This is a genomic window from Terriglobia bacterium (assembly GCA_035712365.1).
Classification (GTDB): domain Bacteria; phylum Acidobacteriota; class Terriglobia; order UBA7540; family UBA7540; genus SCRD01.
Genome location: DASTAW010000033.1, coordinates 116,377 through 140,965, shown reverse-complemented (window position 1 = coordinate 140,965; position 24,589 = coordinate 116,377). Strand labels below are relative to the sequence as shown.

Below are 24,589 nucleotides of genomic sequence, written 5' to 3'. Positions count from 1 at the left end.
CCGGAAGGTCCTCTTCCCCGGTAGAAAGACTTATTTCAGTCCATGTTTTGCCTTGTCTTGCCCACCACCGACTGGCCCCTGGCGCCGTTAACCATAGGGCAGGACCCTACGGTTCGCCTCGGAGTCACAGCCCGGTTTTACATGGATTTAACAATTCGAGCGCAACCGCCATCCCGGCTACACCGTCTTAGGCCAACAGTAAGAGCAGTTCGGCAAGTAGACCCATGAAACGGGTTGCACAGCCAAGGGCCGGGCGTCACGGACAGGTCAGGGTTCGGCTTTCCATAGCTTTAGTCCCCAGGCACAGCCAGACATTCCGCAAAGGGCGGGTTGATGCAGTTGTTCGAGAGCGTTTGTGGAGGTTCACGATGGTAATCGGGTTTTCTAGAAAATTCAGCCGGCCCTTTTTGACACTGCTGGCGTTGTTCTGCCTGTACGCCGCAGCTTTTGCGCAGTCGGGAAGCGGAACTCTGAGCGGCCAGGTTACGGACCCGTCCGGGGCGGCAATCCCTGCGGCGACCGTCACCCTCACGGGCCCGGACCACGCGACGAAGACGGCACAGACCAACGAACAAGGGCGCTACGCCTTTCACAATCTGCCGCCGGGCGCATATTCGGTGGCCATCAGCACCCAGGGCTTTTCAACCTTCACGAAGGCCGGCATTCAGGTGGCTCCGGGCCACCCGCAGCTTGTGAACGCTCAACTCGCCCTCACCATGGAAAAGCAACAGGTTACCGTCGAAGGCGAAGGGGAGCAGTTAAGCGTCAGCCCTGAGAACAACGTCGGCGCGGTGGTGCTGAAGGGCGAGGCCTTGAAATCGCTTTCCGACGATCCCGACGAATTACAGACGGAGCTCCAGGAACTGGCAGGTCCCGCGGCGGGACCGAATGGAGGGCAAATCTATATCGACGGGTTCTCCGGAGGCCAGTTGCCGCCCAAAGACGCCATCCTGGAAGTTCGCGTCAACCAGAATCCTTTCTCGGCGCAGTATGAAAGGCTGGGCTATGGACGGATTGACATCACCACCAAGCCGGGATTCCAGAAATATCATGGCGGCATCTTCAGTTTCGGCAACACTTCGGCGCTTAATTCCAGAAATCCCTTTGTGGCGGAGCAGCCGGACAACCATTCCGACATGATAGGGGGCGATTTCGGCGGGCCGCTCAGCAAGAAAGCCTCATTCTTTTTCTCGGTGTTCCGCCGCAGCACGGACAACTCATCCATTGTGAACGCGGTCGTCCCGGCCCCAAACTTTAACCCGGCAGGGACCGCCTTCACCGAAGCCGTCCCCAGCCCCTCATCGAGATTGAACATCAGCCCGCGCGTGGACCTGCAGTTGAGCAGCAGCAATGTGCTGTCCATTCGTTATCAGCGCTGGTCGAACGACAATACGAATTCAGGCATCGGGCAATTCCAGCTTCCCTCAGTGGGCCAAAACTCGACAGGCGCCGAGAACATGGCGCAGATCAGCGACACCCAGGTGATCAGCACGCGCACCGTCACCCAGGCCCGCTTCCAGTATCGCCATTCCGAAGATCGCCAGGCTCCCTTGAGCACGGACCCGTCTCTCGACGTCATCGGCGCTTTCACCGGCGGCGGCAGCAGCGCCGGGACACAGTTGAGCACGGGGAACCAATACGAATTCCAGAGCCTGACCTCGACAAATCTTGGCAAACACGCGTTGACCTATGGCGGCCGCGTGCGCTATATGAACGAAGCGGTAAACACCACCAGCGGCTACAACGGCAGTTTCACCTTTACGGGAATTGACAGTTATTCAGTTTATCAGCAAGGTCTCGCGGCAGGTCTGACGGACGCTCAGATCATCGCCGCAGGAGGAGGCGCCCGGCAGTTTGCCATCACCGCAGGAAACCCGGCTGCCACGGCCAACCGAATTGACTTTGGCCTTTACGCCGAGGACACCTGGCGGATGCGCCCCAATGCCTCGCTGACGCTGGGCCTGCGCTTTGAGGGACAGAACCACATCAGCGACCATTTTGACGTGGCGCCCCGCCTGGGCTTCGCCTGGGGAATCGGCAGAAACGGAAGCGCTCCCAAAACCGTCCTGAGAGCAGGCGCGGGAATCTTCTACGACCGGTTTGACGTGGGCAACATCCTTCAAGCAGAGCAGTTGAACGGCATCAACCAGCAACAATACATCGTCAATTCGCCGGACTTCTTCCCCGGCGATATCCCACCCTTGAATACGCTGGCCGGTTCCGCGACCTTCCCCACCATCTACCAGATTGCTCGGAACTACCAGACGCCTTATGTGATTGAGGGCGCGGTGGGGCTGGAAAGGCAGCTAACCCGGAACATCAAAACCTCGGTCACCTATGTCACAACGCACGGAATCCACCAGCTCCTGGCACGCAACATCAACGCGCCGCTGCCCGGCACCTATGATCCCGCGGACCCGTCCAGCGGCGTCCGGCCTTTCGGAGATGTGGGAAATATTTATCAATATGAATCCGCTGGTCTGTACAATGAGAACCAGTTGATTGCCAACTTCAACATCCGAATGGGACCTGCGCTTTCGCTCTTCGGCTTTTACACGCTCAGCTATGCGAACGCCAATGCAGGATCGGGCGGCTCTGGCGGACCCGGGTTTGGCGGCGGATTAGGAGAAAGCGCGGGCGCCAGCTTTCCGATGAACCAATATGATCTTTCTCAGAGTTACGGAACGGCTGCATGGGCGACCCGCAACCGATTTTTCGTGGGCGGGTCCGTCGGATTGCCCTATGGGTTCAGCTTCAGCCCCTTTATGGTGATGACTTCCGGCCGTCCTTACAACATCACCCTCGGACAGGACCTGAACGGAGATTCCATCTTCAACGATCGGCCAGCCCTGGCCACAAGCATGTGCGCTACCTGTGTGCAAACGTCACTGGGGATTTTTAACATCGATCCGGTTGCCGGCGATCAGCTTGTGCCCGTCAATAATTTCTTTGGCCCCAGCCAATTTTCGATGAACGCGCGGCTTTCCAAGACCTTCGGGTTTGGCAAGGAAACCGGAGGAGGCCGAGGCGGGTTCGGCGGTGGCCGCGAGGGCGGTCGCGGAGGGTTGGGCGGCCGCGGGCTGAGCAGCGGAGGCGGCGGGCCCCGCTTCGGCGGCTCCAGCAGCCGCCAATATCAGCTTGAGCTGGGCGTCATGGCCAACAACGCCTTCAACAAGGTGAATCTTGGGACGCCGGTGGGCAACATCACGTCTCCCCTGTTCGGCCGTTCCAACTCGCTCGCGGGCGGATTCTTCAACAACCAATCAGCCAATCGCACCATCAACCTGTTTTTGAGGTTCAGCTTCTAGTGTAGTGCGTCTAGTGAACCGCTGCATACCTACGCGGTATGGAGTGCGGCGGCTTGCGGCCGCTTTGTGCCCGGCCTCTTCGTTGGCGCTCCAATTTTCGGCCTCTCCCATGGGGCCTGCAGCGGGCAGAAGACGGGATCAAGCTCCCGCACTCCACAATGGCTTCGCGATACGTAATGGAAACTACGGCGCGGATCGATACCTCGCAATAGGTTTATGATTTTCTCTGTCGTATCTGCTTGTTGACCCAACAACGAACTCTCGGTTGGATCAAACCGTGTGGCATACTCCCACTACAGAAAGGGCCATGAGGCCGCGGCCCGATGTCCCGCATAATATTCCAGCAAGTGACAGAACCATCATGGTTTATCCTCTATACCACCAACGGGGGATGGGACTGGTACGATAGTTCTTTGACAGTTAATAACCTTCTGGTGCAAATTGGGAACCTGGGGAGGGGGCAGGGAGCATTCGCTCCACGATATACCTGGCCATTCACTGCCCTTTTCCCGAAAAAGGCTTCCATGGCGGGTCGAAGGAGAGACAGATATGAAGAAATTTCAGCGGCTTTTGATGGTGGCGTTGGTGGGCGCGGGCGTGGCGCTGGGCTCCGGCTCTATGGCAGGCTGGGCGGCGCAGCCGTATCGCCCGTATGACCAGCATGACCACGGCCACGGCCACGACAAGGACAAGGACAAAGATTGGAAGCACCACGGCAAACACGAGCACCATGACAACGGCCTGCACCGGGGCTGGGACCACGATCGCGCTGGACATTACCGCTTTTATGACAACGACCGGCGCGGCTTTGTGGCCTACGTGCGCGAACACAACGACGAGCACTGGTTCCGTGGGCCCGCGCCACGCGGAGTGGTCGTCGGTTACGGGTACGTCGTGGAGCCTCGCTACCGGGCATATTGCCATCCGGTGCCCGTAGTCATGCTGGAAGAGCTGCCGCCGCCACCGCCCAGCTATCGCTACTTCATCCTTGGCGAGAACGTGGTGCTGGTGGACAACGGCTACCGCGTGCAGGACTTCATTTCACTGAATTTCAATTTTGGCCGATGAGGGACAATCGCTGGCGTCGCATGGATCGCGGGCAACCGCGATCTGTGCGGCGGGGACTCTGCGAAGGCAGTGGACCGCCGGTGGTCCCGTGTTGACGTTTCAGGCGGCGCATCTCCAGAAAATAATCAGGGCGTCTAAGGCGGCGAAATTGCCGGTCCTGCCGAAGACCCCCCTTGCCAGCCTGTGTCCGGCGGCGCCCGCGAAAAACCCTGAATCCTAAATGTCAGGCGGGCGAACGGAAGAAGTGACCAGCCAGACCATCTGGTTAAAAGGAACAAAGATGATCGGCTCCTGCACACCGGCAGGGAATTCCGGCACTGAGGTATCCTCACCCGGCGTGAGCCACAACCCCTGGGTTTCTTCTCCACGGACCACCGCGTTGAGCAGATTGTGGTCACTCAGCTTGATGGTTACGTGCTTGCGTCTGACCTCGAAGAGCATCTCGATCCTCCTTTTCTGAGCGGTTGCCTGCGCGCTCAGTCTTTACCCCTCCCCTGGGGCTCGAGCCATTCCTGCCGCCCTCAAACACGCGGCGCATTGTCATAAGGCACCAAATTATCATTTCGATGGGCTGCCGTCTACGGTAGGGGTTGCAGACCAGGCGCGCCGGATTAGTGCCAGAGCCGTCACGATGGCCGAGTCATCCCGGCCAGCGACGCTTGTGATGTCCGGTTTCATGTCCACTTCTCCGAACGATCAAAAGTATTGACCCGGCTCGCACTTAGCTTTGCCGATGTCCTTGACAATGTCCGCTTGCATGTCCGGTTTTATTGCCGTGCATAGTGCAGGCGATCACCGAGAACTTGTCGGTAGCGGGGCTGGCAGGTGTTAGTGAGAAGCTTGGGTTTCTGAAGCGGCATTGGTCTGGTTGAAGGTTCCGTACTTTTCTGCCACGGGCTTGAGAGTGGGATAGAACTGCACGAAGGTGTTGTCCACAGCGCCGTTCGAGTTGTGGCACTGGAAGCAGTGGGCGGGAGGGTTGGCGCGCGCCTGTTGCGCCGCCCGGTTGAAGGAAAAGTACGCCCACGTTTTCGGGAAGCGCTTCACGTCCTTGACGGAAGCGGCCAGGCTGCGCAGCTCGGACTGGTAATGGCCGCCGCGGTTGATTGAACCTCGAGTAGCCGAGGCGCGCTCTTCCAGAACAAACATCGTTCTGTCGGGCCAGCGGCCGGTGGCGACAAAAGCGCGGTAGGCGGAAGGCTTGACAAACACGTTGGTGAATTCGGTGCCGGGCTTTCCGTCGGGGTTGTATTCCATTCCGAGGCCGGAGGAGAGATAGATCCACTCCCGATAATCGCGCGGCAACATGAGCTGGCCATCGGCGGTGTACTGTGGGGCGTCGGATGGAGCCGGAGCGGCCGGAGAGCCATCGCCCCGCAGCAGCACAACGGCAGCAATCGCCGTCCCCGCAATCGCCATGAGCCTGGCAGCGTAAGGGCCTGCTAGAAAGCGCATCAGGCTGATTATGCCATGGAAATCTGCCACCGGCGCTAGTTCATCACGCCTTCGCCCACCAGTGCGATGTTGTCGCGGGTGGTGTTCTTCACCAGGTACATGGCCTCGTCAGCCAAAGAAAGAAGCTCTTTGCGCGTGCGGGCATCCGAGGGAAAGCCTGCCACGCCAAAGCTGGCGGTCACCTTGACGTTCAGACCTTCCTCCTCGAGGAACACTTTGGAATTCAGGATTTCGCGAAGCCTGCGGACCACGCTCAGCGCGTTGTGTTTGGACGTCTGCGGCAGCAGCACGACAAACTCGTCTCCGCCGTAGCGGAAGGCGTAATCAATCAGGCGCAGATGGCCCTTGATGAGAGCGCCGACGTGCCAGAGAAGTTTGGAGCCGGCCAGATGGCCGTGGCTGTCGTTCACCTGCTTGAAGCGATCAAGATCAATAAAGATCACCGAGAACTCATAACCGTAGCGAATGGAGCGATAGACCTCCGCGTCGAGCACGAAGTTGAGATGCCGGGCGTTGTAGAGCGCCGTGCAATCGTCCGTGATGGTCAGTTCCTGGATGCGCCGGACGTAGCGCGCATTTTCCAGCGCGATGGCGGCATAGTCAGCAAGGTTCGCAAGGATCGGAACATCGTCGTCATGGAAGTGCTGGTTGTTCGACGTATTCATAAGCTCAATGGCGCCCAGCACGCGGCCCCGGCCTTTCACCGGCACGCAGATGATCGATTGCGCCCCGGCGTGCCAGGATTGTTTGTCCAGGCCGAAACGGAGCTCTTTGGCAACATCCTCGATCAGGATCACCTCGCCATGCTCGGCAACCCAGCCCGCAATTCCCTCGCCCAGCCTGATCCGGACATCCTTGAGGCTGGCGGCGTTCGCGCCTGCGGCGATCTCATAGTGAAGCTCGCCGGTCTTTTCATCGAGCATCAGCAGGGCCCATGTGTCGGGCCGCAGAAAGTCGCTGATCTTCGTCATGATCGTTTCGAGCACCTTCTGCAGATCGAGCGTGGAGGCAACCGCTTTGCCCACCTCATGAAATAGAGACAGCCGCGCAATCTGCTGCTCCAGCTCGCGAATTCTGTCAGTCCGTCCTGCCATTGGGTTGCCAGCCTGCCCCGTGCAGGTTTCCCCGATCCTGCAAAATGCGACTTCTCTTTTTCAGTATTTCTTTCGGCCGTTTCCTCAATTTGTTTATGTGAATTTCGGACTGATTCAATTCCTGGGGACTCGAACCGGTACTGGGGCGGAGGGTGCCCGTGAAGGAATTGACACGGTTGCGGCTCGGAAATATGATGGAAGACATTAACGGGGGAGGGCGGCAGGAAGAGCGGGTTGATGGGCTCATTTGGCGAGAACCTGAAGCGCGAGAGGGAAATGCGCGGCATTACGCTGGAGGAGATCTCTGCCGCCACCAAGATCAGCGTCCGCTTCCTTAAATCCATTGAAACTGACGAGTTTTCTGCGCTTCCGGGAGGGATATTTCGCCGCAGTTTCGTGAGGGCTTACGCTCGCTACCTGGGCCTGGATGAGGACCCGCTCATCGAAGAGTACCAGATGGCTGCGAAGACCAGGGCTGATGTCGATCTCAGCCGCTTCTCTCCTCCTAATGTCCATTCCCGACCGGAACCGCCGACCCGCCACACGTTATGGGCAGTGGTCATTGTTGTCATCCTCCTGGTGCTTGGCGTCGCCCTCTGGAGGCGCTCGCATCGGCCGCTGCAAGCACCCCCGGGAGCGAAAATTTCCACGGCCGCAAGCGTCCGCCCCGCCCTGGATCCCCCAAACGCGAACGGCAGCAGTTCGCAACCGGCCAATTCCAAAACCGCAGGAGCAGGCGTACTGGCGACATCTGCAGTCGTGACGCCCGACGTTCCCAAGCTGCCGCCCGTCGCGGATGCCGATGGCAGGCTGGTCCTCCAAATCGCCACGACTGAGCGGTCCTGGATCGCTATCGATGCTGACGGCAGCATGGTGATGCAGGGCATCATGGAACCGAACACGGTGAAAACCTTCAAAGCCACCACCTCTTTCGACGTTCTCACCGGGAACGCCCAGGGAGTCATCCTCACGCTCAACGGCCAGACACAGAAATCGCTGGGCCGTGAGGGCGAGGTCAAGCAGGTCCATCTTACCTGGGACAGCCTGAAGAACCCGACTTCCCAATGAGGCCGCTGCCATTTCTGACCCGCTTGTGGATATCCTGCGCTCGGGTAAAGCACCCTCTCGAATCCGCCGCAAGGCTGCGGAAGGCAACCTGCCGGTTTCTCTTGAAGATAAGCTGGGAATCCTGATCCCACTCTCCTGCGACGCGTAAGATTCCACGCGGGTCGAGCAGCCAGAGTGGGATTTTTGGATTAAACTGTCGGGGTTACGACGGAGGCCTGAATGGTTGCAGTTATCCTCCGCATTCTCTCAACAGTCCTTGTTTTCTCGATGGTGCGGGGCGGGCGGGCGCCGAATTCAGCCTCTCCGCCGCAGGGCACAAGTGCCACGGTCCACGCTGGAATTTCAAAGGAAGAACTTGAAAAGGAGACCCGAGTCGACGAATTTCTGGAGGGTGCCAGCCAGGAGTTGAGGCGAAAGGACTATCCAAAAGCTATCAAGCAGGCCGAATCCGCTCTCGATTTTGTGTCCCAGGTACAGGATGCATATCGGCGGAATCGAGCTACGGATGATGCCCTCGATTATTTGGGCAAATCCTACATATACCTGCGGGAATTTCAACAGGCAGAAGAGGTTTATCATCGGAGGCTTGCGCTTGAAAGGAAATATGAGACATTTGAGAGTTCAATTGCCGGGAATCTGCAAATGCTGGGCATGATCGAGGGCGCTCAGGGGCGCTGGGGACCTGCCATCTCGTTCTATCTACAGTCAAGCAGGTACCTTGACGAATGCATCCAGCATTATAAGAAGTCAGATGACTACGACCCTCAAGATATCGTGGCTAATAACCAAAGGCGCCAGAAGTCGGAGCTCTTGCTGTATCTCGGTGCTGCCTACTCGCAAGAAGGGAAGATTGTCGAAGCCCTGAGGTCCTGCGACGAGGCATATCTTCTCGGGGAGAAATTCCACGCGCAGCCAGCGTCTCTTATGAGAATTGCGGAGGCAGCTATCGGTTTGCTAAAAGGATCGGGACAATCCAACGGACTCGACATGTGGCAGGCTCGGGAGAAATCGCTGCGCTCCCGGATTCCCTAATCCGGCTCTTGTCTGTGCGCATACGCACCGAGGGTGGTAAAGATTTAAGGCCGTCGTCTGGATCGTTGGACTTGCTCGGGACTCCGTGGGACGTACATGGAGGGCTTCCACGTGGAAGGCCAACAGCAAAGTCTTGAGAGAACGGGGTGAGGGGTCGGACAAGGCTGTCCGCGCCCGCCGACACCTCTCTCCTCAGTTGATGAACAGGCCGACAATAGCTGCAGAAAGGTAATTTGCCAGGGTGCCGCCCAGCAGCGCCCACAGCCCCAGCCTTGCCATGTCGTGCCTGCGCGAAGGCACCACCGCGCCGATCGCGCCAATCTGCACCCCGATGGAGCCGAAATTCGCAAATCCACAAAGCGCGAAGGTGGCAATGGTGAATGAACGCGCAGCGATGTGCCCTTTCAGCGGGCCCAGCAGGGAAAACGCCACAAATTCATTCAGAACGACCTTTGTAGCCAGCAGATTTCCCACGGCCATGGCGTCGTGCCACGGCACGCCGAGAAGCCAGGCCACCGGCGCCAGAAGATAACCGAACACGGTGGGCAAGGTGGTATGGGCGAATCCCAGAATGCCGTTCGCCAGGGCGATGAGGGCGACAAAGGCGATCAGCATGGCTCCCACGTTGAGTGCAATGAAGAGACCGTCAAGAACACCGCGCGTGATGGCGTCCAGAAGATTGACCTCCACTTTCTCAAGCGCCAGCTTCACCTCGCCGGCAGTTTCCGGCTGGCCCGTTTCCGGAATCAGCATCTTCGACACCAGCATCGTTCCCGGTGCCGTCATGACGACGGCGGTCAGCAGGTCCCGCGCCTGCGCGCCGAACAGGATGTAGGCGCCCAGCACCGATCCTGCGATGTGGGCCATGCCGGCGGTCATCACGGTCATGAGTTCTGATTGGGTCAAAGTCTCCAGGTGAGGACGGATGACGAGCGGGGCTTCTGCCTGTCCTATAACGATGCTGGCGATCACTTCAAGGGATTCGGCGCCGCTGGTTCCCATCAGCCTAAACACCGCCCTCGCCGCCAGGGACACCAGCGCCGGCAGGATGCCGATGTAGTAGAGAATTGAAATTGCTGCCGCCACGTAGATGATCAAGGGCAGCGCCTGGAAGGCGAAGACCATGCCCAGATTGCCTTTCGGGTCACCCAGCGGGCCGAAGACGAATCGGGAGCCTTCAAACGAAAACTGCAGGAACCACTCCACGCCGTGTGAGGCTTCGTCCAGGAGCCAGTAGCCCGGCCCCGTGCGAAGCACAAACAGGGCGATCAGGAATTGCAGACCCAGGCCCCAACCCACAATCCGCCAGCTAATGGCATCGCGGCGCCGCGAAAGCGCGTAACAGGTGGCGAGGATTGCCAGAATGCCCAGTAGCGACGCAGAATGGTTCAGTTGTTCCTCCAGGGTCAGAACCCAAACGGCACGCAGTCCATTGGTCCCAAGAGGATATAGCAGAACTCGCGGAAAATTGATACAAGCTTCGATGGGTCCGCATTCACTCGGCTTTAGTGAATCGGCGGAGGTGGCGATGGTCCGATACGTAATGCAGCGCTAGACGCTAGACCGAGGCTGCAGCGGCTGAAACGCGGCTCTCCTTCCAGAGCCGGATGTAAGGCTCCAGGTCCGCCATCATGGTTGCGAACTGTTCGGTCCTGAGCGATTGCGCGCCGTCGCTCATGGCCTTTTCCGGCTGCGGGTGGACCTCAACGATCAGGCCGTCTGCCCCAATGGCCACGGCAGCGCGGCAGAGAGCAGGCACCACGCTCCGCTTGCCCGTCGCGTGGCTGGGGTCAAGAATCACCGGCAAGTGTGTGAGCTCGCTGAGCACAGGGACGGCGGCGATGTCGCAGGTATTTCGCGTAGCCGTCTCGAACGTGCGGATGCCACGTTCGCAGAGAATGATGTTGGGATTGCCGTGCGCCGTGATGTATTCGGCGGACATCAGCAGCTCCTTGATAGTCGAGCTCATGCCGCGCTTCAGCAGCACCGGCCGCGGGCATTTGCCCAGCGCCTTCAGCAGCGAGAAATTCTGCATGTTGCGCGCGCCTACCTGCATAACATCGGCGTACTCCGCCACCGTGTCCACGTCGCCTTCGCTCATCACTTCCGTCACAATGGCAAGCCCGGTGGCCTGGCGCGCTTTGGCCAGCAGCTTAAGCCCTTCGAGCGCCAGGCCCTGAAAATCATAAGGCGAGGTCCGCGGCTTGAAGGCGCCGCCGCGCAGTACTTTGGCGCCGGCGGCGGCCACGGCTTCCGCGGTTTCGAGAATCTGGTCCTCGTTTTCCACCGAGCAGGGCCCGGCCATCACCACAAACTCGTCGCCGCCGATCTCCGAGCCGTTCACGCGAATCCGCGAGCGCTCCTGCTTGAATTCTTTGCTCACAAATTTGTAGGGCGCCGAGATTCGCACCGCGTGCTCCACTCCGGGAGTCGCTTCCAGGGATTCCAGACAAGCCGTCACATCGCCTACACCAATCACGCCAATCACCACCCTTTCTTCGCCCTCGATGGAATGCACCTTGTATCCGAATTCGCGTATCCGCTCGCAAACGTAGTCAATTTCTTCCCTGGTGGCATGCGGCCGCATGGAAATGATCATGGTTTATCTCCCCTCGCCAACAAAAAAGCCCACTCGGCTTGAGTGGGCTGGCTTTTCTTAAAACTCGTTTTTCCTGGTCAGGCCAACGCCACTCTAGCGGATCGAGGCAAAAAAGCCCCAATACCAGTAGCTAAAGCTAAACGCGTTGGTAAAATTCAAACTGACCATCGTGCATCGACTATATCTTAAATCTTCAGGCTGGGCAAGCAAATGTTAGGGTTCTGGCGATGGTGAAGAGAATGGGGGCCTCGCGGAAAAAGGCGAATTGACCCGGGCGCGACTTGCGATTGCCTGACGATCGTTCCTGCCGAGCGCGTCTGCCCCAGGCGTGACACGTCACCGCCGCACCGGCGCTCGCCCGCGAAAATACAAAAACCAGAAAAACGCCGCACCCACGCAGATAACGATTATCTCCAAGTCGGTGCCTTGCACCGCTGGACTTGTGATGATATTCAGCTTATTCAAAACGGGCGCCAGCGCTACTGAGCTCACGAAGATTGCCCCCGCCAGCAGCACTTTGCGCCGTGACATCCGTGTGATATATACGAGCCAAAAAAATGCCGCGCAGACCAAATCTGCAACTCTCCCTCCCCAGGTGTGGGGTCCCCCAATCCACCCAGCGAGTTCTCCGCCGACCAACGGCACGAGAGGCAGGAGCGTGTAAAACAGCGCCATGACAAGCCATACTCTTCGTGACCTCAATTCCCATCCAATGCGCTCCAGGTCGCGCTTTTCCCTTTCCGCTTCCGGCGCAACCGACGAAGCCGCCTTCAACGTTTCAAGTGGTGTCGCTGCACTCCGGGCGACGCGCTCGAAATCAGGGTCCTCCCGAAAGTAATCCTCGACCAGCTTACGTGTGTCGTCGCTTGCCTCCCCGGAAAAATATACTGGCAACAAATCAATCACCACGTTGCGCGTAATGCTCATAGCTTTTCTCCCGAACCAGTCAACTTCTCGCTCGCAGGCTCTCGAATGGCCATTAGCTTCGCCCGCGCGCGGTGCACTTTCACCTTGGCGGTAGTTACGGACACATCCAGGGCGGAGGCAATTTCCTCGTAGGGCATTTCATCCACAACACGCATCAGCAGAATGGCGCGATCTGTCTCCGGCAATTCCTGCAACGCCGCAAGCACCGCGCTCAATTCCTCTTTCTGTTCAAAATGTGCTTGAGCGGTGATTGCTGTGTCGGGTCTTTTCTCGTCAAGCTCTGTCTCTCGGTGCGACCGCCTCCGCAGGTCACGATACGCATTCTGCGCAATGGCGAAGAGGTAGCTTCTCACCGTCGGCTGGCGAATTTCTCCGTGAGCCTGCAATGCACGCAAAAAGGTCTCCGAAGTGATGTCGTCCGCCATCTCCGGATTGCCGCATAAGAACAGGGCGAACCGCCGCACTGCCGGAGCATGCTTCTCGTAGAGGCTTTGAAAATCCATCGCTCTAATTGTCACGCTGATTACGCGGGAACAAGCGAAAGGTTACACCAAAAATTGGGCGCTCCTGCAAACATCCGAGGTTCTCCCGCCGGTCCGTTCTCGAAATAGGCTATCGGGACGCAATCAGATCGTGTCCAACCAGGCAAGCGCCGCCCAGAGGTGAAGGCGGCAATCAGTCAACTCTTTCGTCAAACGGGGTCGCGTCCCTTGTCAGAGGGCACACGGTCGGGACCTCTCTATCAGAGGCTGCCACCCCTGCCTGGGCTGCGGATGACCACAGGTACGTTCATAGCGGAACTGTACAGAAGCCGGGAGGGACGAAACCTGCCTGTGTTTTTCATGAGATAATCAAAAGCTCTTAATGTGCCATAGACGAGAGACCCGCAGGCCGCCAGCATAAGGTCCGCGCGATTCGAATTCCGGAGAGACTGATGAAAGCACTGGTAAAAAGCCGGGCAGATAAGGGCCTGTGGGTTGAAGATGTTCCCAAACCGGCGATTGGGATCAACGACGTCCTCATCCGCGTGCAACTGGCGGGCATCTGCGGTACCGATCTGCACATTTATGACTGGGACGACTGGGCCCAAAAGACCATTCCCGTGCCGCTCGTGATCGGCCACGAATTCGTCGGCGAGATCGCCGAGGTGGGCTCGAACGTCACCGACTTTGAGCCCGGCATGGTGGTGAGCGGCGAGGGCCATGTGGTTTGCGGCCGCTGCCGGAACTGCCTGGCCGGTCGGCGGCACCTATGCGCGCATTCCAAGGGGGTGGGCGTGGGACGTCCCGGCGCTTTCGCTGAATACGTCGCTCTGCCGATGACCAACATCTGGCGGCACAGTCCCGTTGTGCCGCTGGAAATTGCCTCGATTTTTGATCCCTTCGGTAATGCCGTCCACACGGCGCTGCAGTTTCCTGTGCTGGGTGAGGACGTGCTGATCACAGGCGCTGGGCCTATCGGGCTGATGGCCGCAGCGGTGGCGCGCCATGCCGGGGCGCGCTTTGTGGTGATCTCAGACCTGGTTCCGGAGCGCCTGAAGCTGGCTGAGAAGATGGGCGTGACACGGGCCATCGATCCCAGGAAAACTCCGCTTGAGCAGGTGCAGAAAGAGCTGGGCATGCAGGAGGGATTCGACGTGGGCCTTGAAATGTCCGGCAATCCGGCGGCCTTTCGGAGCATGCTGAGCAACATGAGCCATGGCGGCAGGATCGCCATGCTCGGCATCCCCAACCAGGAAATGTCCATCAACTGGAACGAGGTGATCTTCAACATGCTGACCATCAGGGGCATCTACGGCCGCGAGATGTACGAGACCTGGTACAAGATGACCGTGATGCTGGAATCGGGCCTGGACATCAGCTCCGTGATTACGCACCGCCTGAAGTGGCAGGAGTACGAAAAAGGCTTTGACGCCATGCGGGCCGGCAATTGCGGCAAGGTGATTCTGGACTGGAGGGCATAAATTGTACGGAAGCATCCGCGAACATTTGACAGTACGTCTCGATGAAATCCGGCAGGCCGGCCTCTACAAGAACGAGAGAACGCTGAATTCCCCGCAGCAGACGCGGGTGGAACTGCAGAGCGGCGAAAGCGTGCTGAACATGTGCGCCAACAATTACCTGGGACTGGCCAACCATCCGGCCATTGTGCAGGCGGCGAGGGAGGCGCTCGAACGCTGGGGTTACGGTCTCTCGTCGGTTCGATTCATTTGCGGCAAACAAGCCATCCACCAGGAACTGGAAGAGGCGCTGAGCCGCTTTCTCCGGACCGATGACGCCGTCCTCTACAGTTCCTGTTTTGACGCCAATGGCGGGCTGTTTGAAACGCTGCTGGACGCCGATGACGCCGTGATCTCCGACGAACTGAACCACGCCAGCATCATTGACGGCATCCGGCTGTGCAAAGCAAAGCGGTATCGCTATCGCAATGGCGACATGAGCGACCTGGAAGAAAAGTTGAAACAGGCCAAAGCGGAGGCTCGCTACGCGCTCGTGGCGACGGACGGCGTGTTCTCCATGGACGGGTACGTCGCGAAGCTCGACGAGATCTGCGATCTCGCTGAAAAGTATGGCGCGCTGGTGATGGTGGACGATTCGCACGCCGTGGGATTCATGGGCGAGCACGGGCGTGGCACACCGGAACATTGCGGCGTCGAGGGCCGGGTGGACATCATTACAGGGACGCTGGGCAAGGCGCTCGGCGGCGCGAGTGGCGGCTACACCACGGGGCGCAAAGAAATCATCGAACTGCTGCGCCAGCGCTCGAGGCCTTACCTTTTTTCCAATTCCGTGTCACCCTCCATCGTAGCTGCGTCACTGAAAGTGCTCGACCTGCTGCAGGGGTCAGGGGAGCTGCGCGAGCGATTGATGGAAAACACGCGCTTCTTTCGCCAGCGGATGACGGCGCTGGGGTTCTCTATTGTGCCGGGCGAGCACCCGATTGTGCCCATCATGATCGGCGATGCCGCCAAGGCCACGCGCATGGCCGATGCGCTGCTCCAGAAGGGCATCTACGTGGTCGGCTTCTCCTATCCCGTGGTGCCACAGGGCAAGGCGCGCATCCGCGTGCAGATTTCCGCCGCGCACACACGAGACGACCTCGAGTTCGCTGTGCAGAGCTTTAAGGAAGTGCAGGCCTCGATAGCGTAAGGCATTCGTATACACTTCCTCAATTGCACGCGCGAAGCATCACCCCCACATCAATCTCGGACTTCATCCTATAATGCCAGTTATGGACGAACGAAAGCGCCTCACAGCGATGGTGAAGGCGGCGGGTTGAGCAGCCAAGTTGAGTCCAAGTATTTTGGACTCGGTGCTGCCCAGGCTGCCGAAACAGTCTGATCCCAACGTTCTCGTCGGCTTCGATACCGGCGACGATGCGGGCGTGTATCTGATCGCACCTGACATCGCGCTGGTGCAGACGGTTGACTTCTTCACGCCCATCGTGGATGATCCGTGGACGTTTGGCCAGATTGCCGCCACAAACTCCCTGAGCGACGTTTACGCCATGGGTGGACGTCCGGTTTCCGCGCTTTCGATCGTAGGTTTCCCAAACACGGGCCGCGACCTGGACATGCTGGAACAAATCCTGCAGGGCGGCGTGGCCAAGATGCAGGAGGCGGGCTGCACGGTGATTGGCGGGCACTCGATCGGGGATGACGAAATCAAGTTCGGATTCGCTGTCACAGGAGTGGTGGACCCCAAGCGTGTGCTGGCCAACCGGGGAGCGCGCCCGGGCGACCGGCTGGTCCTCACCAAGCGTCTCGGCACCGGGATCATCGCCACGGCGCTGAAAAAGCGGAAAGCGAGTGAAGCCGCAGTCAGCGCCTCCGTTGAATCGATGCGGACGCTTAACCGCGTGGGCAGCGAAGTGGCCCTCGAATTCGATGTGCATGCCGCCACGGACATCACGGGCTTCGGGTTGCTGGGCCACCTGCACGCCATGGCCTCGGCCAGCAAGGTCAGCATGGTGATCGACCATACCGAGATCGAGTTCCTTCCCGGCGCTCTCGACTATTCGCGCCAGGGCTATCTTCCCGGTGGGCTGAAAAGAAACGCCGAGTTCGTGAGCGCCTGCGTCGAGTTTGACCCGAAGGTCCCGCAGGAAATCCGCAACCTGTTTTTCGATCCGCAGACCAGCGGCGGACTGCTGCTGGTGGTAGGCGAAAGCGATTCAGCAGCGCTGGTAAAGAAGCTCACAGAACGCGGAGTTCGCGCCCGGCAGGTGGGCCGAGTGGTGGAAAAAACCACCCCCTTGCTGCGGGTGGATTAAGGCGCCCCGAAGAATTGCGCAAGCCCCTTTCTCAGGCTAAGATGACCCCATGAAGAAGCTCTCCATGCAAGCGAAGTTTATGCTTGGAATCATCCTGATCGGGGGTGGAGCGCTCGCGGCTGAATACTTTCTGGTCAAATGGTATCCGTACTATCAGGGTCACAAGGCCAATAAGGTGCTCGCAACTCTTCCTTACCAGAACGCCACGCTGGGAATCGACATGCAGGTCGCCGCGGGCATCTATGGCAAGGTGGATGATTTTCCGGGAGGCGTGAGGATTTACCGTTCCCACCTGTTCAGCCGAGGACCGGCGCTCATCATAACGTCGCAATCAAACCCGAATAACGCCGAAGAGTTTTCGCCGCAGCTTTTGGCGAAATGGCAAACCGCCGGGACCTACCAGCAGATCCCCGATTATCGCTTTGAGCATATGAAAATTCAGGGCCGCGATGCCGCGATGACCTGGCAATCCGCCGAACATGCCAAAGTGCTGCCGGCTATCAGCTTTGACGTGTCAAGCTCGGAAAACGCGGATCTGGTGACGGGACACATCATTTCGCCCGACCACATTGTCGAGGCCAATTGCCGGCCCGGATCGAGCGACCCGACGCTATTCCTGCGGGCCTGCGAGGAAAGCATCCAGTCCATCAAGGTGAGCGGGCCCCCGCCCCAGGAAAAGCCCGGACCCGGAGTACTGGAACTGAAAAACGTCAAACCCATCCATTAGAGATTTGGGCGTGCCCGCGCTGGCAAGGGACCCTGAACACTCTCTCCGCGACCGCGCGAATTTCTGCTACACTGTGCAACTCTAAAGTGCCACACGAACAAGGAGTGTGACTGACCCATGCCCAGTTGGAATGCCGTTGAAGGAAGCCTTGCTACGCCCAAAGGCTTCCGCGCCGCCGCGGCTGCCGCTGGAATCAAGAAAGCCCCCGGCGCACTGGACCTTGCGCTGATTGTTTGCGACGCTCCTGGAGCAAGCGCCGCCGCGGTGTTCACGACGAACCGGGCGGCCGCCGCGCCGGTGCTCCTGTGCCGGCAACATCTGAAGAAGAACCGGGGGCGCGCGCGGGCGATCATCGTCAACTCAGGCAACGCCAATGCCTGCACGGGGCGCGCGGGGCTAGCGGTGGCTGAGCAGACGGCCAAAGCCGTGGCCAAAATGCTGGGAGTGCGTCCCGAAGAGGTTTTTGTCTCCTCCACCGGCGTGATCGGAACACCCTTGAACCTGGATTTGATTCTGCACCAGCTTCCGGCCTTGATTGAGATCCTCTCCGTCGAAAGCGCTCCGGAAGTTGCGCGAGCAATCATGACCACTGACAGCTTTCCCAAATCTGCAGTGCTGCAATCAACGATCGGCGGCAAGACCGTGACGCTCGCCGGAGTAGCCAAAGGCGCCGGCATGATCCATCCCAAAATGGCCACCATGCTCTCTTACGTCACGACGGACGCCGCTGTTGCCCCCTCGGCTCTGCAAAAGATGCTGCGCGATGCTGTGGATGCATCATTCAACCGCATCACCGTTGACGGAGACACTTCAACCAATGACAGCGTGGTGGCGCTCGCGAGTGGCCAATCCGGAGCCGCCATCCGGCCCGGCGGGCCTGAGGCAAAAACGTTCCAGCAGGGACTGGCCGAACTCTGCCAGACGCTTGCCCGGATGATTGTCAAGGATGGTGAAGGCGCCACAAAGATCGCGCGAATCGACGTTCGCGGGGCCGGGAGCCGGTCTGACGCCGAGCGCGTGGCCCGGGCGGTGGCCAATTCGCCACTGGTGAAAACGGCGCTTGCAGGAGGCGATCCCAACTGGGGGCGGATTGTATGCGCCGCAGGTTACTCCGGCGCCGCCATCGATGCCTCAACGGTGGACGTCTCTGTCAACGGCCTCTACCTTTGCCGCCGCGGCGTCCACGCAGGCTTTGACGAAGCCGCCGCGAAAAAGGAACTCGACAAGAGCGAACTCACGATCAGTATTAATCTGCACCAGGGCAAGACCAACGCCTGGGTGTGGACCTGCGACTTTACCCACGAATATATTCGAATCAATGCTTCAAGGTCATAGGTCTCGGACTGCAGCGGCTGCAGGGTAGGTGTCGCGGTGGTAGTCCAGCCGATACCACATAAACCCTCCTCACAAAATTGCCTTGAAGGCGGACCCGACAACCGGACACATCGCAAACAGCGCGATTGTATGCGCCACGCCGTAGCTCGTCGGTTTGGACACTCTGCTGTCCATTGGCTGTCCTCCTTTGGACGGTCTTCGTGGCCGTCCAAGTGTGTTATCCTCAGGGTTCCCCTCTGAAAACGCGGGGTTTGGTGGGCGGGAGTCCAAACAGATGTCAGGAATAATCGGATACCTTGGAAATAAACGCGTAGTCCCTGTGCTGCTGGAAGGGCTGCAGCGGCTTCAATATCGCGGGTATGACTCCGCGGGCCTGGCGGTGATGAAGGACGGCAAGCTGACCATCCGGCGGGCTATAGGGAAACTTCGGAACCTCGAAGACGTCATTCGGCTCAATCCACTGGACGGCACGTGCGGCATCGGTGAGACGCGATGGGCCACGCACGGAGCGCCGACGGAAGAAAACGCCCACCCGCATCGCGACTGCCATGGCACGGTAGCGGTGGTGCATAACGGCATCATTGAAAACTACATGGAGCTGAAGCAGGAGCTGGCGGAAGAAGGGCATACATTCACCACCGAGACCGACACCGAGGTGATTGCGCATCTGATTGAGAAATATCTGGACGGGCCTTCGCCGCCTGCGGGGCGCGTTACGCTGGACGATGCGGTGCGGGCCGCCGTCGAGCGGCTGACCGGGTCATTCGCCCTGGCGATCATGTCGGCAGGGGACCTGGACAAGATTGTCGTCGTCCGCCAGGGACCTCCGGCTGTGATCGGGCTGGGAAAGAACGAATACCTGGTTGCCAGCGACGTCCCCGCCATCCTTTATCACACTCGCGATCTGTTTTTCCTCGCTGATGGCGACATTGCGGTGCTGACACCGAACGGCGTGAAGCTGATGGATTTTCATGGCGAGCCCGTCACCCGCCGCGTGCAACACATCAGTTGGGACCCGATTCTGGCGGAAAAAGGCGGATTCAAGCACTTCACGCTGAAGGAGATCTACGAGCAGCCGCGCGCCGTGCGCGATACGGCGCTGGGCCGTGTTTCGTCGGAAACGGGCCAGATTTTCCTCGACGAAATGGAAATCACCGAGGACGAATTCTGCGCCTTCCGGGAGATCAAGATCGTGGCCGCCGGCACGTCGCGCCATGCCGGGCTGGCAGGCAAGATCATGTTTGAGCGGCTGGCGCGAGTACCCACAGAGGTGGATTACGCATCGGAATTCCGCTATCGCGATCCGCTAGTAGACTCCCGCACACTGACGGTGCTGATCACGCAGTCGGGCGAGACGGCGGACACCATCGCGGGCCAGCGCGAGGCCCAGGCCAAAGGCTCCAAGACCCTGGCCATCTGCAACGTGCTCGGCAGCATGGTGCCCCGGGAAGCCAACGGGACCATCTATACGCATGCGGGGCCGGAAATTGGCGTCGGTTCCACCAAAACCTTTACCTCGCAGCTCATTGGACTTTACCTGTTCGCGGTTTACCTGGGCCAGCTTCGCGGCCTCGTTCCGCCGGCCGAGTCCAGGGAATTGCTCAGCGCTCTAACGGCGCTGCCGCGGCAACTTGAGCACGTCCTGCAAAAAGATGAAGAATACGAGGAGCTGGCCCGCCACTTTGACCGCGCTTCAGACTTCCTCTTCCTTGGCCGTGGCGTCCATTTTCCGGTGGCCCTGGAAGGCGCGATGAAAATGAAAAAGGTATCCTATATTCACGCGGAAGCCTATCCAGCCGGCGAACTGAAGCACGGACCGATCGCTCTCATCACGGAGGGCCTGCCCGTGGTGGTGATGGCGACGTGCGACAACAAGTCCGCCGACTCCAGGCTTCGCTACGAAAGGACAGTTTCGAACATCAAGGAAGCCAAAGCCCGCGGGGCCGTGATCGTCGGCCTGGTTACGGAGGGCGACCGCGAAGTGCAGGAGATGGCAGACCACCTGATCACCATTCCACAGACCAATGAATACCTTTCCGCGGTCCTTGAGGTCATACCTCTTCAGTTGCTGGCTTATCACATCGCGGTCTTGCGCGGCTGCGACGTTGACCAGCCCAGAAATCTGGCGAAATCGGTGACCGTGGAATAGATGAGCACGACTTCAAAGCTCGCATTCAAAAAAATCCAGTCCCACCCATTGAATGAGGCGTAGACCGGTCCGGCTGATGAAGCAAAGAAATCGACGTCGTAGCTTCTTGCATCCCAGCCGGGCGTGTTCCTGCGGAAAGATCGTCCGGCCTTGCACGGTCGGGGCTTGGCTCGGTCGCGTCCTATGGCCCGCTCTGGCGCTGGGCCTGGGGATCATGGCTGCGGGACGAACGGCCTTCGCCCAAACCTCGATTTCGTCGGACCTCGCCGGGCCCCGCCCGACCGTCACCATCCCTCGCGTCAGTTCTGCGCCGAAGCTGTCTGACTTTCTCGAGATGAAGCCGGACGCTGCGATGGCCGGCAAGATGCTCAGGATCGATGGGTTCATCCAGCGCACGCCAAAGGACGACGTCGCGCCCAACCAGCGTACCGACGTCTATCTGGGCTACGACAGCAACTACCTCTACGCGGTTTTCGTCGCTTTCGATGAGGATCCCAGCCAAGTGCGGGCCCATATGACGGTGCGCGACCATCTGTCCGGCGACGAACGGCTGGACCTGTTTCTCGACACATTCCACGATCATCGCCATGCCTACGTCTTCACAGTCAATCCGTTTGGGCTGCAGCAGGACGGCAGCTATGATGAAAACGCAAGTCCGAACTATGACAGCTCATTCGACACCGTTTGGAAATCCAAAGGCCAGCGGACCCGGCGCGGCTTTGTTGTGTGGGAAGCGATTCCCTTCAAGAGCTTGCGTTTCCCGGCAACTCAAAAGCAAACTTGGGGAATTCTTTTCATCCGCTGGATTCCGCGCAACAACGGCTCCGACACGTGGCCGCGCGTTTCAACTCGCATTCAGGGACGCCTGGGGCAGGAGGCCACTCTGGAAGGTTTGGACTCGATATCGCGGGGACATAATGTGCAGTTTATTCCTTACGCCTTTGAACGTTCCTACCGCGCCCTGGATACGCGCGACCCTAACGATCCACGGTTCGTCTCGAGAGCGTTTGATCCGCAGGCAGGGATCGACGGCAAAACGGTCCTGAAAGACAGCCTGGTGCTTGACGCCACGGTTAATCCCGACTTCAGCCAGGTGGAATCCGATCAGCCGCAGGTAACGGTCAATCAGCGGTTCGCGGTCTTTTTTCCAGAGAAGCGCCCGTTTTTTCTCGAGAACGCAAACTTTTTTCAAACGCCCCTCGATCTGTTTTTCTCCCGCAACATCGCCGATCCGCTGTACGGCGTCAGGCTGACCGGCAAGGTAGGACATTACGCCATCGGGACCCTTTTCTCTGATGACCAATCGCCGGGAGAAAGCGTCGCGCCGAACGATCCGCTTGCGGGCAAGAACGCGCGTTTCAGCGTTGTAAGAATCAATCGCGACGTCGGGAGGCAATCGACGATCGGCATGATTTATACCGATCGCGAATTCGCCGGCTCCCATAACCGCGTAGGAGGTGTTGACGGCCACTTCAAATTCACGCCCAATTGGACGTTGGACTGGCAGGGAGTCACCAGCGCAACCACCTTGCCCGGCAATCTGCGATCCGCCGGCCCGGCGTACAAATTCCACTTGCAGCGCACCGGCTATCAGTTTTATTACGACCTCAATTATGAGGACCTCAGCACCGGCTTCAACACCGAAACCGGGTTCCTGGGCGAAAACACAGTGGACCGGTTTGTTCCCTACAGCCGAACGATTCCAAGGCCGGCGTTGCGCCCGGACTTCAGAGGCCTGGGGCAGTTCATCACCTACCGCTTTCGGCCGGAAGGAAAAACGCTGATCTCCTGGGGGCCCAATCTTTACGTCGATCCCGTCTGGGACCACGCCGGCAACCCGCTGGACGAGTACTACGACACCGGGCTGACCTTTGAACTGACCGGCCAGACCTACTTTGAACTCTATCAGGCCGGGGACCATGAACTGCTGCGGCCCCAGGATTTTTCCGTGCTGCCTTCCAACCGCACTTATGTCCACCAGCACAAGGGCGTCTATCTGGGCAGCCAGTACTATCAACCATTCACCTTCAGCGCGCAATACGAGTGGGGCACGGACGTGAACTTTGTGCCGCCTTCAGGCCAGGCTCCTGTGCTGGCCAATCTCACTCATGCCCAGGCGCTGTTGACCCTTCGGCCTCTCACCAAGCTGGAGGTTGATAACACTTACATCCTGGAGCGGCTCACCAGCCGCCAGGGCGGAGCGAGCATCTTTGACAACCACATCATCCGCTCCAAGTGGAACTGGCAATTCAGTCCACGTCTGGGCGTGCGGACAATTTTCCAATACAACAGCATTCTTCCCAACCAGGCGCTCACCTCCCTGCAACCGACAAAGCAATTCAACGCCGACTTCCTGGTTTCATACATCGTGAACCCCTGGACGGCCCTCTACGTGGGATATAACAGCGACCAGCAGAACATCAATCTGATTCCCACATCCACCGGCTCGGAACTGCTCCGCACCAACCGTTTCCTGAACGATGGACGGCAGTTTTTTGTGAAGTTCTCATACTACTTTGGGTTCTGATTCCGTGGAGCGGCCCACGAGTGCCGCGGTGAAGACAGGAGCGGCGCCGACGGCAGTGCGGGGATACTAGAGCTGGTAGAATTGGTGGGAATGGAAGCAAGCGCGATATGAGAGTCGTTTATTCGGACCAATACGACCTGAACCTGGGCGACCACGTCTTTCCTTCCGCGAAGTATCGCCTGGTGAAGGAGCGCCTGCTTCAGGAAAACTTAGTCAGGGCTGAGGAGATTGTCGAGCCCTCTCCTGCCTCGGACGACGATGTGGCCCTGGTACACGATAGCGATTACATCTGGAAACTGAAGAATGCAAAACTTTCCCATGTTGAAATCCTGCGGATGGAAATTCCGTATTCCCCCGAACTCGTCCGGGCCGTCTGGCTTTCGGCGGGCGGTTCGATTCTTGCAGGACGATTGGCGCTTGAGGAAGGCGTCGGCGTCAACATTGGCGGCGGCTTTCATCACGCCTTCCCCGACCACGGCGAAGGGTTCTGCGTAATTCATGACGTTGCCGTGGCCATCCGGCGGCTGCAGAACGATAAGCTCATCGAGCGCGCCATGACCGTCGATTGCGACGTCCACCAGGGCAATGGCACCGCGGCCATTTTCGGCGGTGACGAATCCGTCTACACCCTTTCAATCCACCAGGAAAACAATTACCCCTACCCCAAGCCACCCAGTAACCTGGACGTGAACCTCCACAACGGTGTCCAGGACGCGGAGTACCTCGCCGTGCTTGAAGATAGTCTGGACAAGGCGCTGGCGGAGTTTAATCCACAGGTCGTGTTCTACCTTGCAGGCGCCGATCCGTACCGTGAAGACCAGTTGGGCGGGCTGAAGCTCAGCCTGCAAGGCCTTGAACATCGCGACCGCATTCTGTTCGAGAAGATGCGGGTTAAGAACATTCCAGTGGTGGTAACCCTTGCGGGTGGCTATGCCCGCCAGGTGCCGGATACCGTCCGCATCCACTGCAATACGGTCAAGGTCGCGAGAGACTTTGCCGGCTCAGCCGCATTCCCGGCTGAGGCATAA

19 protein-coding genes are annotated in these 24,589 nt (G+C 59.0%); 12 read left to right on the top strand and 7 right to left on the bottom strand.

Annotated features, from left to right (window positions below):
• Nucleotides 1-368 precede the first annotated feature (368 nt).
• Together VFQ24_10170 and VFQ24_10165 are read left to right on the top strand one after the other, a co-directional pair.
• Entirely contained in the window at nt 369-3,308 is a 2,940-nt protein-coding gene (locus VFQ24_10170) for a carboxypeptidase regulatory-like domain-containing protein (protein ID HET9178707.1), read from the top strand.
• Nucleotides 3,309-3,857: 549 nt separating this feature from the next.
• Nucleotides 3,858-4,376 carry a hypothetical protein gene (locus VFQ24_10165; protein ID HET9178706.1) on the top strand — a complete coding sequence of 173 codons (519 nt, stop codon included), beginning with the start codon at nt 3,858-3,860 and terminating at the stop codon, nt 4,374-4,376.
• Between the two features lie 216 nt (nt 4,377-4,592).
• Here VFQ24_10165 and VFQ24_10160 read toward each other — a convergent pair whose 3' ends face one another.
• The 3 genes from VFQ24_10160 to VFQ24_10150 all read right to left on the bottom strand — a co-directional run bounded on the left by VFQ24_10160 (nt 4,593) and on the right by VFQ24_10150 (nt 6,925).
• On the bottom strand, nt 4,593-4,817 hold the full coding sequence (locus tag VFQ24_10160; protein ID HET9178705.1) for a hypothetical protein: 225 nt from the start codon (nt 4,815-4,817) through the stop codon (nt 4,593-4,595).
• A gap of 387 nt (nt 4,818-5,204) precedes the next feature.
• Nucleotides 5,205-5,831 (bottom strand): cytochrome P460 family protein, encoded by a 627-nt coding sequence (locus tag VFQ24_10155; protein HET9178704.1) that lies wholly within the window; start codon nt 5,829-5,831, stop codon nt 5,205-5,207.
• 35 nt (nt 5,832-5,866) lie between these two features.
• On the bottom strand, nt 5,867-6,925 hold the full coding sequence (locus tag VFQ24_10150; GenBank protein HET9178703.1) for a sensor domain-containing diguanylate cyclase: 1,059 nt from the start codon (nt 6,923-6,925) through the stop codon (nt 5,867-5,869).
• Nucleotides 6,926-7,162: 237 nt separating this feature from the next.
• Between VFQ24_10150 and VFQ24_10145 the strand changes: the two genes are divergently transcribed.
• Nucleotides 7,163-7,993 (top strand): helix-turn-helix domain-containing protein, encoded by an 831-nt coding sequence (locus VFQ24_10145; GenBank protein HET9178702.1) that lies wholly within the window; start codon nt 7,163-7,165, stop codon nt 7,991-7,993.
• Nucleotides 7,994-8,212: 219 nt separating this feature from the next.
• Entirely contained in the window at nt 8,213-9,025 is an 813-nt protein-coding gene (locus VFQ24_10140) for a hypothetical protein (GenBank protein ID HET9178701.1), read from the top strand.
• 192 nt (nt 9,026-9,217) lie between these two features.
• Here the strand turns inward: VFQ24_10140 and VFQ24_10135 are convergent, their stop codons facing one another.
• The 4 genes from VFQ24_10135 to VFQ24_10120 form a co-directional block, all read right to left on the bottom strand.
• The gene (locus VFQ24_10135) at nt 9,218-10,387 is read right to left on the bottom strand and encodes a nucleoside transporter C-terminal domain-containing protein (GenBank protein HET9178700.1); all 1,170 of its coding nucleotides are present in this window, start codon (nt 10,385-10,387) and stop codon (nt 9,218-9,220) included.
• Nucleotides 10,388-10,583: 196 nt separating this feature from the next.
• The gene (gene aroF / locus VFQ24_10130) at nt 10,584-11,624 is read right to left on the bottom strand and encodes a 3-deoxy-7-phosphoheptulonate synthase (GenBank protein HET9178699.1); all 1,041 of its coding nucleotides are present in this window, start codon (nt 11,622-11,624) and stop codon (nt 10,584-10,586) included.
• A gap of 336 nt (nt 11,625-11,960) precedes the next feature.
• Nucleotides 11,961-12,551, bottom strand: coding sequence for a hypothetical protein (locus VFQ24_10125; GenBank protein HET9178698.1), 591 nt, complete (start codon nt 12,549-12,551; stop codon nt 11,961-11,963).
• The gene (locus VFQ24_10120; protein HET9178697.1) at nt 12,548-13,054 is read right to left on the bottom strand and encodes an RNA polymerase sigma factor; all 507 of its coding nucleotides are present in this window, start codon (nt 13,052-13,054) and stop codon (nt 12,548-12,550) included. Before VFQ24_10120 ends, VFQ24_10125 begins: the two co-directional genes overlap by 4 nt.
• A gap of 431 nt (nt 13,055-13,485) precedes the next feature.
• Between VFQ24_10120 and tdh the strand changes: the two genes are divergently transcribed.
• The 8 genes from tdh to VFQ24_10080 all read left to right on the top strand — a co-directional run bounded on the left by tdh (nt 13,486) and on the right by VFQ24_10080 (nt 24,589).
• Nucleotides 13,486-14,514, top strand: coding sequence for an L-threonine 3-dehydrogenase (tdh, locus tag VFQ24_10115; GenBank protein HET9178696.1), 1,029 nt, complete (start codon nt 13,486-13,488; stop codon nt 14,512-14,514).
• A 1-nt stretch (nt 14,515) separates the two neighbouring features.
• Nucleotides 14,516-15,700, top strand: a complete 1,185-nt coding sequence (locus VFQ24_10110; protein HET9178695.1) for a glycine C-acetyltransferase — start codon at nt 14,516-14,518, stop codon at nt 15,698-15,700.
• 139 nt (nt 15,701-15,839) lie between these two features.
• Nucleotides 15,840-16,823, top strand: coding sequence for a selenide, water dikinase SelD (selD, locus tag VFQ24_10105; GenBank protein ID HET9178694.1), 984 nt, complete (start codon nt 15,840-15,842; stop codon nt 16,821-16,823).
• Between the two features lie 49 nt (nt 16,824-16,872).
• The gene (locus VFQ24_10100; GenBank protein HET9178693.1) at nt 16,873-17,550 is read left to right on the top strand and encodes a hypothetical protein; all 678 of its coding nucleotides are present in this window, start codon (nt 16,873-16,875) and stop codon (nt 17,548-17,550) included.
• A gap of 117 nt (nt 17,551-17,667) precedes the next feature.
• Nucleotides 17,668-18,885 (top strand): bifunctional glutamate N-acetyltransferase/amino-acid acetyltransferase ArgJ, encoded by a 1,218-nt coding sequence (argJ, locus tag VFQ24_10095; protein HET9178692.1) that lies wholly within the window; start codon nt 17,668-17,670, stop codon nt 18,883-18,885.
• A 274-nt stretch (nt 18,886-19,159) separates the two neighbouring features.
• Nucleotides 19,160-21,034: a glutamine--fructose-6-phosphate transaminase (isomerizing) gene (gene glmS / locus VFQ24_10090; GenBank protein HET9178691.1), complete on the top strand. Its 1,875-nt coding sequence runs from the start codon at nt 19,160-19,162 to the stop codon at nt 21,032-21,034.
• Nucleotides 21,035-21,248: 214 nt separating this feature from the next.
• Nucleotides 21,249-23,561, top strand: a complete 2,313-nt coding sequence (locus VFQ24_10085; GenBank protein HET9178690.1) for a DUF5916 domain-containing protein — start codon at nt 21,249-21,251, stop codon at nt 23,559-23,561.
• Nucleotides 23,562-23,668: 107 nt separating this feature from the next.
• Nucleotides 23,669-24,589 (top strand): histone deacetylase, encoded by a 921-nt coding sequence (locus VFQ24_10080; protein HET9178689.1) that lies wholly within the window; start codon nt 23,669-23,671, stop codon nt 24,587-24,589.

Coding starts and splice junctions, on each gene's coding strand:
- VFQ24_10170 (HET9178707.1), top strand. CDS start 369: ATGGTAATCGGGTTTTCTAGAAAATTCAGCCGGCCCTTTTTGACACTG.
- VFQ24_10165 (HET9178706.1), top strand. CDS start 3,858: ATGAAGAAATTTCAGCGGCTTTTGATGGTGGCGTTGGTGGGCGCGGGC.
- VFQ24_10160 (HET9178705.1), bottom strand. CDS start 4,817: ATGCTCTTCGAGGTCAGACGCAAGCACGTAACCATCAAGCTGAGTGAC.
- VFQ24_10155 (HET9178704.1), bottom strand. CDS start 5,831: ATGCGCTTTCTAGCAGGCCCTTACGCTGCCAGGCTCATGGCGATTGCG.
- VFQ24_10150 (HET9178703.1), bottom strand. CDS start 6,925: ATGGCAGGACGGACTGACAGAATTCGCGAGCTGGAGCAGCAGATTGCG.
- VFQ24_10145 (HET9178702.1), top strand. CDS start 7,163: ATGGGCTCATTTGGCGAGAACCTGAAGCGCGAGAGGGAAATGCGCGGC.
- VFQ24_10140 (HET9178701.1), top strand. CDS start 8,213: ATGGTTGCAGTTATCCTCCGCATTCTCTCAACAGTCCTTGTTTTCTCG.
- aroF (HET9178699.1), bottom strand. CDS start 11,624: ATGATCATTTCCATGCGGCCGCATGCCACCAGGGAAGAAATTGACTAC.
- VFQ24_10125 (HET9178698.1), bottom strand. CDS start 12,551: ATGAGCATTACGCGCAACGTGGTGATTGATTTGTTGCCAGTATATTTT.
- VFQ24_10120 (HET9178697.1), bottom strand. CDS start 13,054: ATGGATTTTCAAAGCCTCTACGAGAAGCATGCTCCGGCAGTGCGGCGG.
- tdh (HET9178696.1), top strand. CDS start 13,486: ATGAAAGCACTGGTAAAAAGCCGGGCAGATAAGGGCCTGTGGGTTGAA.
- VFQ24_10100 (HET9178693.1), top strand. CDS start 16,873: ATGAAGAAGCTCTCCATGCAAGCGAAGTTTATGCTTGGAATCATCCTG.
- argJ (HET9178692.1), top strand. CDS start 17,668: ATGCCCAGTTGGAATGCCGTTGAAGGAAGCCTTGCTACGCCCAAAGGC.
- glmS (HET9178691.1), top strand. CDS start 19,160: ATGTCAGGAATAATCGGATACCTTGGAAATAAACGCGTAGTCCCTGTG.
- VFQ24_10085 (HET9178690.1), top strand. CDS start 21,249: ATGGCTGCGGGACGAACGGCCTTCGCCCAAACCTCGATTTCGTCGGAC.
- VFQ24_10080 (HET9178689.1), top strand. CDS start 23,669: ATGAGAGTCGTTTATTCGGACCAATACGACCTGAACCTGGGCGACCAC.